The organism is Vagococcus sp. WN89Y (assembly GCF_052220145.1).
In the GTDB taxonomy this organism is placed as follows: Bacteria; Pseudomonadota; Gammaproteobacteria; order Enterobacterales; family Enterobacteriaceae; genus Kosakonia.
Map to the genome: position 1 here is coordinate 49,070 of NZ_JBQPOM010000063.1, position 13,758 is coordinate 62,827.

Annotated in this window: 10 protein-coding genes; 1 reads left to right on the forward strand and 9 read right to left on the reverse strand. The window is 56.6% G+C overall.

Annotated features, from left to right (window positions below):
• Window positions 1-53 precede the first annotated feature (53 nt).
• Both relA and rlmD read right to left on the reverse strand, forming a co-directional pair.
• A complete protein-coding gene (gene relA / locus ACTU3N_RS17970; RefSeq protein WP_443087492.1) occupies window positions 54-2,291 on the reverse strand; it encodes a GTP diphosphokinase in 2,238 nt (745 codons plus the stop codon).
• 48 nt (window positions 2,292-2,339) lie between these two features.
• On the reverse strand, window positions 2,340-3,644 hold the full coding sequence (rlmD, locus tag ACTU3N_RS17975; RefSeq protein ID WP_443087493.1) for a 23S rRNA (uracil(1939)-C(5))-methyltransferase RlmD: 1,305 nt from the start codon (window positions 3,642-3,644) through the stop codon (window positions 2,340-2,342).
• Between the two features lie 56 nt (window positions 3,645-3,700).
• Here rlmD and barA point away from each other — a divergent pair, with 56 nt between their 5' ends.
• On the forward strand, window positions 3,701-6,469 hold the full coding sequence (gene barA, locus ACTU3N_RS17980; protein WP_443087494.1) for a two-component sensor histidine kinase BarA: 2,769 nt from the start codon (window positions 3,701-3,703) through the stop codon (window positions 6,467-6,469).
• Between the two features lie 37 nt (window positions 6,470-6,506).
• Here the strand turns inward: barA and ACTU3N_RS17985 are convergent, their stop codons facing one another.
• The 7 genes from ACTU3N_RS17985 to ACTU3N_RS18015 all read right to left on the reverse strand — a co-directional run bounded on the left by ACTU3N_RS17985 (window position 6,507) and on the right by ACTU3N_RS18015 (window position 13,736).
• Window positions 6,507-7,646: a glycerate kinase gene (locus ACTU3N_RS17985; protein ID WP_443087495.1), complete on the reverse strand. Its 1,140-nt coding sequence runs from the start codon at window positions 7,644-7,646 to the stop codon at window positions 6,507-6,509.
• A gap of 87 nt (window positions 7,647-7,733) precedes the next feature.
• Window positions 7,734-9,074 carry a glucarate dehydratase gene (gudD, locus tag ACTU3N_RS17990; RefSeq protein WP_443087496.1) on the reverse strand — a complete coding sequence of 447 codons (1,341 nt, stop codon included), beginning with the start codon at window positions 9,072-9,074 and terminating at the stop codon, window positions 7,734-7,736.
• Between the two features lie 19 nt (window positions 9,075-9,093).
• Entirely contained in the window at window positions 9,094-10,434 is a 1,341-nt protein-coding gene (locus tag ACTU3N_RS17995) for an enolase C-terminal domain-like protein (RefSeq protein ID WP_443087497.1), read from the reverse strand.
• Entirely contained in the window at window positions 10,434-11,789 is a 1,356-nt protein-coding gene (locus ACTU3N_RS18000) for an MFS transporter (RefSeq protein ID WP_443087498.1), read from the reverse strand. Before ACTU3N_RS18000 ends, ACTU3N_RS17995 begins: the two co-directional genes overlap by 1 nt.
• A 368-nt stretch (window positions 11,790-12,157) precedes the next feature.
• Window positions 12,158-12,607, reverse strand: coding sequence for a flavodoxin (locus ACTU3N_RS18005; RefSeq protein WP_443087499.1), 450 nt, complete (start codon window positions 12,605-12,607; stop codon window positions 12,158-12,160).
• A 5-nt stretch (window positions 12,608-12,612) separates the two neighbouring features.
• Window positions 12,613-13,407 carry a tRNA pseudouridine(65) synthase TruC gene (gene truC / locus ACTU3N_RS18010; protein WP_443087500.1) on the reverse strand — a complete coding sequence of 265 codons (795 nt, stop codon included), beginning with the start codon at window positions 13,405-13,407 and terminating at the stop codon, window positions 12,613-12,615.
• Complete coding sequence (locus tag ACTU3N_RS18015) at window positions 13,407-13,736, reverse strand: YqcC family protein (protein ID WP_443087501.1); 330 nt, start codon at window positions 13,734-13,736, stop codon at window positions 13,407-13,409. Before ACTU3N_RS18015 ends, truC begins: the two co-directional genes overlap by 1 nt.
• Window positions 13,737-13,758: the final 22 nt, after the last annotated feature.

Genomic DNA, 13,758 nt, shown 5'->3' on the forward strand with positions numbered 1-13,758 from the left:
TTTTGCCCTCACCCGCCCCCCGAGAACTGAGGGGCGGGACGGCAGAGGGAAAATTAACCACCGTGCAGGCGACGAGCGTCGATAACGTCCGGAACCTGATTGAGTTTGCCCAGCACGCGGCCAAGCACCTGAAGGTTATAGATTTCGATATTCATATCAATGGTGGCGAGCTGTTCTTTGGTGTCGCTGCGACTGGCAACCCCAAGCACGTTGACCTTTTCGTTTGCGAGTATCGTGGTGATATCGCGCAGAAGGCCGCTGCGATCGTTGGCCGTCACCCGCACCACCAGCGAGTACCCGGCGGAGTAGCTTTCGCCCCACACCGCATCGACAATGCGCTCCGGCGCGACGTTACGCAGCTCTTCCAGCTGATCGCAGTCGGCGCGGTGGATCGAGATACCGCGCCCCTGGGTGATAAAACCAACAATTTCATCGCCCGGTATCGGCTGGCAGCAGCGCGCGATATGGTGCATCAGGTTGCCCACGCCTTCCACAACCACGCGCCCGTTGTCTTTGCTGCGGGTTTGCGGGCTGTAGGTTTTCTGCTGCAACTGTTTTAGCGCGGCGGCATCCTGCTCTTCCGCACTCGGTTTATTGAACTGCCCTTGCAGGAAGTTGACCATCTGGTTGAGGCGAATATCGCCACCGCCAATGGCCGCCAGCAGCTCATCCAGCTCGTTAAAGTTGTAGCGCGGCAGCAGGTGCTTCTCCGCCTCTTTCAGGCTGATGCCCAGATGCGCCAGCTCATCATCCAGAATCTGCCGCCCGGCCAGAATGTTTTTATCGCGATCCTGCTTACGGAACCAGGCATGGATTTTCGAGCGCCCGCGACTGGTGGTAACGTAACCCAGGTTTGGGTTCAGCCAGTCGCGACTTGGGTTCGGCTGTTTCTGGGTAATGATTTCTATCTGATCGCCCATTTGCAGCTGGTAGGTAAAGGGCACAATGCGCCCGCCGATTTTTGCGCCGATGCAGCGGTGGCCCACATCGCTGTGGATATGGTAGGCGAAATCCAGCGGCGTGGAGCCCGCCGGTAAGTCCACCACATCCCCTTTAGGCGTAAAGACATACACCCGGTCGTCAAACACCTGGCTGCGCACCTCGTCGAGCATTTCGCCGGAGTCCGCCATCTCTTCCTGCCAGGCAATCAGTTTACGCAGCCAGGCAATACGATCTTCGTGCGCCGAGCGCGGGCTGCCTGCTGTGGCGGTGCCCTCTTTGTACTTCCAGTGCGCCGCAACGCCAAGTTCTGCGTCTTCATGCATCTGGCGGGTGCGAATCTGAATTTCTACCGTTTTCCCGCCAGGACCGAGGACAACCGTATGGATAGACTGATAACCGTTCGGTTTAGGGTTGGCGACGTAATCATCGAACTCATCCGGCAGATGGCGATAATGGGTGTGCACGATGCCCAGTGCGGCGTAGCAGTCCTGCAAGCGCTCGGCGACAATGCGCACGGCGCGCACATCAAACAGCTCGTCAAACGCGAGGTGTTTTTTCTGCATTTTTCGCCAGATGCTGTAAATATGCTTCGGTCTGCCATAGACCTCGGCTTTGACGCCTTCGGTTTTCATCTCGGCGCGCAAATGACCGACGAACTCATCAATATAGTGTTCACGATCGATACGCCGCTCGTGGAGCAGTTTTGCGATACGTTTGTATTCCGCAGGATGCAGGTAGCGGAAGCAGTAATCTTCCAGCTCCCACTTCATTTGCCCGATGCCCAGGCGGTTTGCCAGCGGAGCGTAGATATTGGTGCACTCTTTCGCCGCCAGCACGCGCTCATCTTCCGGCGCATCTTTTACTTCGCGCAGGTGCGCAATACGCTCTGCCAGCTTGATAACCACGCAGCGGAAATCATCCACCATCGCCAGCAGCATGCGGCGAACGTTATCGACTTGTTCTGAAGAGACGGAGTCCGTATGGGTGGCTTTGAGCTGGCGGATAGCCGCCATGTCGCGCACGCCGTGGATAAGGTTCACCACCGACGTGCCGACGCTTTCACGAAGCACTTCTTCGCTGACCACTTCGGCATCTGCCAGCGGAAACAGCAGCGCCGCGCGCAGCGTGTCGATATCCATACTGAGCATTGAGAGGATCTCCACCATCTCAATACCGCGCCCAAGCAGTTGCTCTGCCTGAGGATGCCCCTCGGTTTGCCGCAGACAATATTCCCAGGTTTCGGTTAAGCGCTCACACGACGGTTGACTGGTTACACCCAGACTCGCGATCCACTGTCCTGGATCGAATTCACCCGCTTTATTTAAATGTGCACTGCGTACCGCAACCATTGTCCTCTCCTTTCAGGGACCGAGCCTGTCGAACTCGACAAGCCGAAATTAATTATTTGTTTTCACAAACAACACCATCGATTCCAGATGGCCAGTGTGCGGAAACATGTCCAGCATCGCCAGCCGCTGAATCTGGTAACCCGCATTTAATAGTGCTTCACTGTCTCGTGCCAGCGTGGCGGGATTACAGGAAACATACACCACCCGGCCCACAGACAATTTAATAATATGTTGCATCACCCCGCCCGCGCCTGCACGCGCCGGGTCAAGCAATACCTTGTCAAAACCTTGCCGCGCCCACGGCTGCTTTGTGACATCGTCCTCCAGATTCTCATGAAAAAATGTCACATTCTGCAAGCCATTACGCTGAGCGTTATCCTGCGCCTTCGCGACAAGCTCCGCCACACCTTCCACACCCACCACGCTTGCCACCCGCTTTGCCAGCGGCAAGGTGAAATTCCCCATACCGCAGAACAAGTCCAGTATGCGATCGCCTGGCTGAACATCGAGCCATGCCAGCGCGCGGGCAACCATTTGCTGATTCACGCCGTCGTTAACCTGGATGAAATCCCGCGGGCTGAACATTAACTTTAGCCCGTCGACGCTATAGTGGGGCGTTTCTCCGCTAAGGCGCTCAAGTATCTCGCTTTGTGGCGCGAGGTACAGCGCAAGGTTTTGAGAATGCGAAAAGCATTCCAGTTTTTCTTTATCGGCCTGACTTAATGATGCTGTATGTCGCAACACAATCATCGGACCATTGTCCGCTTCCACAAGTTCAACATGCCCAAGCGTACGCACCGCTTTAAGCGATGCCAGACAATCGTGCAGCGGTTGCAGTAATGCCTCAAGACGGGGCACCAAAACCGGGCAACAGGTGATATTAACAATGCTGCTATCACCCGATTTGCGAAAGCCCATCTCCAGACGCTGGGTTTTCGGCTGCCAGTTCAGGCTCAGGCGCGCACGGCGGCGATACGCCCACGGTTGCCCGGCTATTACCTCGTTGACATCGTGCTTCATTAAACGCGCCAGCGCCGCGCTTTTACTGCGTTGTTGCAGCGCGATGCTGGCGTGTTGCTGCTGGCAACCGCCGCAAACGCCAAAATGCGGGCAGCGGGGTGTGACGCGCTCAGGGCTGTCGTTCAGGCGGCGTTGCACCTCGCCACGGGCATACTGACGCTTATCCTCGGTGAGGGTAATTTCCGCCGTTTCTCCAGGTAACAGACCCGGCACAAACAACGCTTTACCATTATGTCGTGCCACCCCCTGCCCAAATGGGTCAAGGTCGTTTACTGTTACGGTAACTTTTTGACGTGTCGTCACACGTCGTTTTGCAGAGTAGAATTGCGCCATTGCCGGGAATTTCTCAATCTCAAATTAATGGCCTGATTCTCCCATAACGGAACACCATGACCAACTACAGCTTGCGCGCACGCATGATGATTCTGATCCTGGCACCGACTGTCTTAATTGGTGTCTTACTCAGTATCTTTTTTGTCGTCCACCGCTATAACGATTTGCAGCAACAGCTGGAAGATGCCGGCGCCAGCATTATCGAGCCTCTGGCCGTCTCCAGCGAGTACAGCATGGCGCTGCAGGACAGAGAGGCGCTTGGCCAACTCATCAGCGTACTGCATCGTCGCCATTCAGACATTGTGCGGGCTATTTCAATTTATGATGGGCAGAATAACCTGTTTGTTTCGTCTAATTTTCAGCTTGATGCGGATTCGCTAAAGCTGCCGGAGGGGCAACCTTTTCCGCGCTCGTTAAGCGTTACCCGCCGCGGCGATGCGATGATGCTGCGCACGCCAATACTTTCCGACGATTATTCCGCACTGAAAAGGGCACTACCTGCCGATAAAATCACCGGCAATATGCCCGGCTATGTCGCGCTGGAGCTGGATCTCAAATCCGTGCGGCTTCAGCAGTACAAAGAAATTTTTAGCTCAAGCCTGATGATTTTGTTCTGTATCAGTATTGCGTTGATTTTTGGCTGGCGTCTGATGCGCGATGTCACCAGCCCTATTCGTAACATGGTCAATACCGTCGATCGCATTCGCCGTGGGCAGCTCGACAGTCGCGTCGAAGGCTTTATGCTCGGCGAGCTGGATATGCTGAAAAACGGTATCAATTCGATGGCCATGTCGCTGGCGGCATACCACGAAGAGATGCAGCACAATATCGATCAATCCACCTCGGATCTGCGTGAAACGCTGGAACAGATGGAGATCCAGAACGTGGAGCTGGATCTGGCGAAGAAACGCGCGCAGGAAGCGGCGCGGATTAAGTCCGAGTTTCTCGCCAATATGTCCCATGAGCTGCGCACACCGCTTAATGGCGTGATTGGCTTTACGCGCCTGACGCTGAAGTCGGAGCTAAACCCGACCCAGCGCGACCACCTGATGACCATCGAGCGCTCGGCCAATAATCTGCTGGCAATCATTGATGATGTTCTGGATTTTTCCAAGCTTGAGGCCGGTAAACTGATCCTCGAAAGTATTCCTTTCCCGCTGCGAACAACGCTTGATGAAGTGGTTATTTTGCTGGCGCACTCGGCCCATGATAAGGGACTGGAACTGACGCTGACCATCAAGCACGACGTGCCGGATAATGTCATTGGCGATCCGCTGCGTTTGCAACAGGTGATAACCAACCTGGTGGGGAATGCCATCAAGTTTACCGAAAACGGCAACATCGATATCGTGGTCGAAAAACGCGCCCTCAGTAATAACAAAGTGCAGATTGAGGTGCAGATCCGCGATACCGGCATTGGTATTCCCGAGCGCGATCAGTCGCGCCTGTTTCAGGCGTTTCGCCAGGCAGACGCCAGTATTTCACGCCGTCATGGCGGTACAGGCCTGGGGCTGGTTATCACCCAAAAACTGGTTAATGAAATGGGCGGTGATATCTCGTTTCACAGCCAGCCGAACCGGGGTTCAACTTTCTGGTTTCATATCGATCTGGATCTCAATCCTAACGCCGTTACCGACGCGCCAGCGATGCATAATCTGCGCGGAAAACGCGTGGCTTATGTAGAGCCAAACGCGGCGGCTGCGCAAAGTACGCTGGATGTGCTGAGCGATACGCCGCTGGAGGTGATTTACAGCCCGTCGTTCTCGGCACTCCCTGCCAGGCATTACGATATCTTGCTGCTCGCTATTCCGGTAACGGTTCGTGAACCGCTGACCATGCAGCATGAGCGCCTGGCCAGGGCGGCGTCGATGACCGACTATCTGGTGCTGGCGCTGCCCTGCCACGCGCAGGTTAACGCCGAGCAGCTCAAACAGGATGGCGCGGCCGCCTGCCTGTTAAAACCGCTGACCGCCGCGCGGCTGTTGCCGGTACTGACGGAATATTGCCGCTCAACCCATTTCGTCCCCACGCTTCTGGTGGATGAGAGCAAGCTGCCGATGACCGTCATGGCGGTGGACGATAACCCGGCAAACCTGAAACTTATTGGCGCACTGCTCGACGATTTGGTGCAGCACGTCGAGTTATGCGATAGCGGAATTCAGGCCATTGAGCGGGCAAAACAGATGCAGTTCGATCTGATCCTGATGGATATCCAGATGCCGGACATGGACGGTATTCGGGCTTGCGAGCTGATCCGCCAGCTACCGCACCAGCAGCAGACGCCAGTGATCGCCGTGACGGCGCACGCTATGGCCGGGCAAAAAGAGAAACTGCTCGATGCCGGGATGAATGATTACCTGGCGAAGCCTATTGAGGAGGAAAAACTCAATAACCTGCTGCTGCGCTATATGCCAGGCCCGGAAAGCAGCACCCGCCTGCCGCCCGGCGAAACAGAAAGCACCACAACACCGCCGGCGGTTAATACAGATGTCACGCTGGACTGGCCGCTTGCGCTGCGCCAGGCCGCAGGGAAAACCGATCTGGCGCGCGATATGCTGCGCATGTTGGTGGAGTTCCTGCCGGAGATCCGCAATATGGTGGAAGAGCAGCTGGTTGGCGAAGCGCCGCAAGGGCTGCTTGAAGCGGTGCATAAACTGCACGGCAGCTGTGGGTACAGCGGCGTGCCGCGCCTGAAAAAGCTCTGCCAGTTGCTGGAGCAGCAGCTACGCAGCGGTGTGCCGCCTGAAGATCTGGAACCGGAGTTTCTGGAGCTGCTTGATGAGATGGATAACGTGGCGCGTGAAGCGCGGCGTTTGATTGATTAAGCGATTGCCCGGTAAGCGCGATGCTACCGGGCCACGGTCACAGGCCCTTGCCCGCTTTAAGCACGGCGGCGATATTGCGCGCCGTCATACGCACATTCTCCCCGGCTCCCGCCAGCGCCTCATCCAGCGAACATATCTTATAGAGCACGCTGAAAACGGCATCAATACCGTGATCGTGCACCACGCCGACGTCCGCACTCAGGCTGCCCGCGATACCAATTACCGGCACATTGTAACGCTTAGCCACCTTCGCCACACCGATCGGCACCTTGCCATGCACGGTCTGGCTGTCTATCCGCCCTTCCCCGGTGATGACCAGGTCGGCATCGGCAACCTGTTTATCCAGCGCCAGCGCGTCGGTCACAATTTCAATGCCCTGGCGCAGCTTCGCGCCGCAAAATGCATACAGCGCCGCGCCCATGCCGCCTGCGGCACCACCGCCGGATAAATTCAGCACATCGAACTGTAAATCGCGGGAGATTATCTCTGCATAGTGGGTAAGCGCCTTATCCAGCCGGGCTATCATCTCAGGCGTCGCGCCTTTCTGCGGGCCAAAGACAGCGCTGGCACCCTCTTTCCCGGTGAGTGGGTTGGTGACATCGCAGGCCACCTCGATGCGGCAATCTGCCAGGCGTTTGTCCAGCTCGCTGATATCAATGCGTGCCAGCGTTTCCAGCGCCGCGCCGCCGGGGGCGATTTGCTCGCCCTGATTATCCAGAAGCTTCGCGCCCAGCGCCTGCACCATCCCGGCGCCGCCGTCGTTGGTCGCACTGCCGCCAAGACCAATAATGATATGCTGTACGCCCGCATCCAGCGCGTGGCGAATCAGCTCGCCGGTTCCCCATGAAGTGGTGTACAGCGGGTCGCGCTTTTCCACAGGCAGATGTTCCAGCCCGCTGGCTGCCGCCATTTCGATAAAGGCTGATTGTTCATCGCCGGACAGGCCATAAAAGCCGTCCACCTGCTCGCCAAGCGGGCCGGTGACCGGCATCTTAACGACCCGGCCTTCGGTGGCGGCGACCATCGCTTCGACTGTCCCTTCACCACCGTCCGCCACCGGGATTTTTACATATTCGGCGCGAGGAAAAACCTCGCGAAACCCGCGTTCTATTGCATTCGCCACATCCAGAGCACTTAAGCTTTCTTTGTAAGAGTCAGGTGCAATAACAATCTTCATAAGCCATCCTTACGCATCATCACAACGCTAAGCATACACTCTGGAAAGAGCGGGAAATGCCAGCCCACGCAAGGACTGGCAAATTGGTTAGCGCACCATGCACGGGCGCTTGTTATCAAACGTCCAGCCGGGGATCAGATACTGCATCCCCATCGCATCGTCACGCGCGCCCAGGCCATGTTTCTGATGCAGCTCATGCGCCTTCATGACCCGGTCCATATCCAGTTCCACACCTAAGCCTGGCGTGGCGGGAACCTGCACCATCCCGCCTTTGATTTCAAACGGGTGTTTGGTCAGGCGCTGATTACCCTCCTGCCAGATCCAGTGCGTATCGATGGCGGTTATCTGGCCGGGTGCCGCGGCGGCGACATGGGTAAACATCGCCAGAGAAATATCGAAATGGTTATTGGAGTGAGACCCCCACGTCAGGCCAAACTCGTGGCACATTTGCGCTACGCGAACGGAACCTTGCATCGTCCAGAAATGCGGGTCAGCCAGCGGAATATCCACGGATTGCAGCGACAGGGTATGGCCCATTTGACGCCAGTCGGTAGCAACCATATTAGTGGCGGTTGGCAGACCGGTCGCGCGGCGGAACTCAGCCATGACTTCGCGCCCGGAGAAGCCCTGCTCGGCACCGCACGGATCTTCGGCGTAAGCCAGCACGCCTTTGAGGTATTTACCGATATTGATAGCCTCATTGAGCGACCAGGCACCGTTCGGGTCCAGCGTCACGCGCGCCTGCGGGAAGCGTTTCGCCAGCGCAACGATAGATTCCGCCTCTTCTTCACCCGCCAGCACGCCGCCTTTAAGTTTGAAGTCATTAAAGCCATATTTTTCATACGCCGCTTCCGCCAGACGCACCACGCGCTCCGGCGTCATCGCCTCTTCATGACGCACGCGATACCAGTCGCAAGGATCGTCCGGCTGGCTCTGGTATGGCAGCGGGGTCTTTTTGCTGTCGCCCACGAAAAACAGGTAGCCGAGCATTTCGACTTCGTTGCGCTGCTGCCCTTCGCCAAGCAGCGACGCCACGTTTACCCCCAGATGCTGGCCGAGCAGATCCAGCATCGCCGCTTCAATACCGGTCACCACATGAATCGTGGTGCGTAAATCAAAGGTTTGCAGCCCGCGCCCGCCAGCATCACGGTCGGCAAAGGTATTGCGTACTAGGTTTAATACGTTTTTGTACTCGCCCAGCGTTTTGCCGACCACCAGCGAAATGGCATCTTCCAGCGTCTGGCGGATTTTCTCACCGCCGGGGATTTCACCCACGCCGGTATGCCCGGAATTGTCTTTAATAATGACGATATTGCGGGTGAAAAACGGCGCGTGGGCACCGCTGAGATTCATCAACATGCTGTCATGACCCGCAACCGGGATGACCTGCATAGCAGTAACGACGGGGGTAGCGTAAGTGGTGTTCATTTTTTATCCTTTTCGTCTATCAATGGCGTCCAAACACGGGGCGTTTTTTATCAAACGTCCAGCCGGGGATAAGATATTGCATCGGTCCGGCATCGTTTCGCGCGCCGCCGGGCAGCGTTTTATAGAGCGCGTGGGCTTTTTCGATTTGCGCCCAATCCAGCTCCACGCCAAGCCCCGGCGCATCCGGTACGGCAATTTTTCCCTGGCGGATTTTCAGCGGTTGTTTAGTCAGGCGGGCCTCGCCTTCCTGCCAAATCCAGTGCGTGTCGATAGCGGTCGGCGTACCAGGCGCGGCGGCGCCGACATGGGTAAACATCGCCAGAGAGATGTCGAAGTGGTTATTGGAGTGGCAGCCCCAGGTAAGCCCCCAGTCGTCGCACAGTTGCGCTACGCGCACCGCGCCAGAAAGCGTCCAGAAATGCGGGTCGGCCAGCGGAATATCGACCGCGTTTAACATCACCGCATGGCCCATTTCACGCCAGTTGGTGGCAATCATATTGGTGGCGACCGGCAGCCCGGTGGCGCGGCGAAACTCCGCCATCACTTCCCGCCCGGAAAAACCCTGCTCCGCGCCGCACGGATCTTCGGCGTAGGTCAGCACATCATTCAGCCCTTTACACAGTGCGATAGCTTCGTCGAGCAGCCATGCGCCGTTGGGATCAACGGTGATGCGGGCATCCGGGAACGCTTTTTTAAGAGCGCGCACGCTGTCGATTTCTTGCTCGCCGGGAAGTACGCCGCCTTTGAGTTTGAAATCTTTAAAACCGTAGCGATCGGCGCAGGCCTGAGCTAAGCGCACCACCGCCTCACTATTCATTGCTTCCTGATGGCGCAGGCGATACCACTCATGGCTGCCAGCGGTTGCTTCGAGGTAAGGCAGGTCGGTTTTGCGGCGATCGCCAACATAGAAGAGATAGCCGAGCACGGTCACTTCATCGCGCTGCTTGCCCGGCCCGAGCAGTTCACATACCGGGACATTGAGCGCTTTGCCTAACAGATCCAGCAGCGCCGCCTCCAGCGCTGCCACGGCATTGACACGCAGTTCAAAGGTCCAGGCACCTTTGCCGAAGGTGTCAAAATCCGCGGCCTGGTTGCCCTTGTGCACGCGCTGCACCACTTTGTTCAGCCGCGCAACTTCCTGGCCTACCACGGTTGGGATAGCATCAAGAAGCGTTTGGTAAATCACCTCGCCGCCCGGCGCTTCACCAACGCCGGTGTTTCCGGCGTTATCGGTGAGAACCACGATGTTGCGCGTAAAATACGCATTATGCGCGCCGCCAATATTCATCAGCATACTGTCGTGCCCGGCGACAGGGATAACCTTCATCTGCGTGATAATCGGGCTTGCTTGTGTCGTCATTATTCACGCCCCGCCACAGGTTTCAGTACGATACGCTTGATATCGCCCACCAGCACCAGGTAGCTGAGAACAGCGACGAGCGCGTGGATGCCGACATAGATAAGCGCGCCGTTAAACGAGCCGGTGGTGCCGACGATATAGCCAATCGCAATCGGCGTGACGATACCGGAAATATTACCGAACATGTTGAACAGGCCGCCGCTCAGGCCGCTTATCTCTTTCGGCGCGGTATCTGCCATCACCGCCCAGCCCAGCGCGCCGATGCCTTTGCCGAAAAAGGCCATCGACATAAACGCCACCACCATCAGCTCAGCGTCGGTGTAGTTACAGAACACCATGGTCATGGAGAGCAACATACCCAGCACGATAGGCGTTTTGCGTGCAATATTCAGAGAACCGGTGCGGCGCATTAACCAGTCAGAAATCACCCCGCCCAGCACCCCGCCGATAAACCCGCACACCGCAGGCACCGAAGCGATAAAACCCGCCTTCAGGATAGACATCCCGCGCGCCTGCACCAGATAGACCGGGAACCAGGTAATAAAGAAATAGGTCAGCGCATTGATGCAGTACTGGCCGATGTAGACGCCAATCATCATGCGTGAGCCGAGCATTTGCTTGATTTGGCCCCACTTTTCAGAAAACGGCACGCCGTGTTTGTTGCTCTTCTGATCCATATCGATCAGCGCGCCGCCTTCGGCAATGTACTCCAGCTCTTTTTTATTCACGCCGGGGTGCTGGTTTGGATCGTGGATCATTTTCAGCCACAGAAAGCTGATAACGATGCCAAGCCCGCCCATAAAGAAGAACACATGCGACCAGCCCACTTCCTGCGTCAGCCAGCCCATGATTGGGGCGAATATGACGGTCGCGAAGTATTGCGCGGAGTTAAATATCGCCACCGCCGTGCCTCTCTCTTGCGCCGGAAACCAGGCGGCAACAATGCGGCTATTGCCAGGGAAAGAGGGCGCTTCGGCAAGTCCGACCATAAAGCGCAGGGTAAAGAGGGCGACGATGATGCCAAAGCCGCTGAAGATATCGACGAAACCCTGTAATAAGGTAAACATCGACCAGGTGAAAATGGACCAGAAATAGACGCGTTTCGAACCGAAGCGATCCAGTAACCAGCCGCCGGGGATCTGGCCTATGACATAGGCCCAGGAAAAGGCGGAAAAGACATAGCCCATGCCGACCGGGTCGAGGCCAATGGCTTTGGACATTTCGGAACCGGCAATGGACAGCGTCGCGCGGTCGCCATAGTTGAAAGAGGTGACGATAAACAGCATCACCACTATCCAGTAGCGGGCGTTGGTGCGCTTTTCAGCGCTACTCGCCGCCTGGCTGAATGAACTCATAGGTTGTACTCCCGAGCGTAGATGTTCTTGTAGGTTCATCCTGTACGGCACAACCTGTAGGGGTAAACAGGATGATGTTTTTGTGTTTTTGCCGCTCTCTACGCAGGGTGGCTTCCCCTTTGCGGAGCGTGTTTTTTTACTGGCAGGGAAAGTATAAAAAGTGACTTTTCAACACTCATCGTGCATCCACACAACATTGTTAAAATCTGACGCGCGTTTCTGTTGCATTAGCCCTGGCGCGTGGGGAGTACTTCACGGAATTGAAATAAGATGCCGCCGTGCAATGGCTAAAAACCAGGCGAAAAAAAGAAGGGAGAGGACGGTGTGCGGCGCAAAAGCAAGCCCCCTGGCGGCAGGGGGCGGAAAGGTTATTTCAAAAGCGTTGCCCAGTGTTCGACCCACGGATTGGAGACGCTTTCTGGTTCGGGATCTTCGGTCGCGTCAATTAGCAGCACGTCACCGATGCGCTGCGCGCCCTGCTCCTGTAGCAAGGCATCGAACTGCTTACCGCCGCCGCAGAAATGTGTATAGCTGCTGTCGCCCAGCGCAATCACCCCGTAGCGTAAATCAGGCTGATACCCGACGCTATCGCGCAGGTAATGAAATAGCGGCGCGATGCTCTCCGGCAAATCGCCCTGCCCGGTGGTTGAGGTCACAATCAGCGCATAGTTGCCTTTGTTGTTGTCCCACTCTTTCGCGCCGGGATCTTCGTATACGGTGGCTTTGTGACCCAGACCGGATAAAATTTCCTGCGCTTCTTCCGCTACCAGCAGCGAGTTGCCGTACATGGTGCCAACAAAAATGCCTACATCCGCCATGCTGTTCACTCCTTGTTTGATTCCTGATTGCTTTCATCCTGGCGGCTTGGGAGCGCAAACTCAACCCTTTCATTTAGAGGGAGAAGCCCGCACCAGCCGAACTGCGTTAATGCCTGCATCCACACGTCGTCCAGCCCCGCGCGAAGCGTGAGCGGCTCGCCGGTAAACGGGTGTATCAGGCTGAGCAGGCTTGCATGTAACATCAGGCGTGTGCAGCCAAAATGCCCGGCAGCGCTGCGGTTTTGCCGCAGATCGCCGTGCTTGCTGTCACCGATTATCGGGTGGCGTAAATGCGCCATATGGCGGCGCAGCTGATGTTTGCGCCCGGTTTTCGGCTCCAGCTCGACCAGCCCGTATCGGGTGGTGGGAAACTTTCCGGTCGCGACGGGCATCTCCGTGGTCGCCAGCCCCCGATAGTGTGTTAGCGCAGGCTGCGGGCCTTTATCCGTGCGGGAGAATTTGTCAGCGAGCTTATCCAGCTCCTCCACCAGCGGGTAATCCAGCAGCGCCTCATCCATCAGCCAGCCGCGGACAATCGCATGGTAGCGTTTTTGGATCTGGTGCTGCTCAAATTGCTGTGACAGCCGCCGTCCTGCTTCGCTGGAAAGCCCCATTAACAGAACGCCAGAGGTGGGACGATCGAGCCGGTGGGCGGTGAAAACGTGCTGGCCGATTTGATCGCGCACGGTTTGCATCACCACCACTTTTTCGTCGCGATCCAGCCAGCTTCTGTGCACCAGCCAACCGGATGGCTTATTGACGGCAACCAGCCATTCGTCCTGATAGATAATCTCCAGCATTAGGTGTTTTCACCGGCAAACAGGGCATCAAGCTGTTGTAAATGCACTAAAACGATGGCGCGGTGTGGATGGGCGGCGTCGAGCGCCATTTCATAATAGGGCGTAATGGCAAAAGTGTCCGGCAGCGGTTGCTGGCTATCAAGTAGCGCGTGAAGGCGGGGAATAAGCACCCATTGCAGCCATTCGAACGGCTCAAGGGTGTCCATACAAAAAGGTTGTGTACTGGCAAACGCGCTGGCGTCAGGCTCGCAGCTTTGCCATAAGTTGTGTTCGCGCAGTAGAGCCTCAAGCTGTTGCAGCTGCTGGCGGATACGTTGGTGTTGAGTCATAAATCCCCCGGGTCATTCAAAC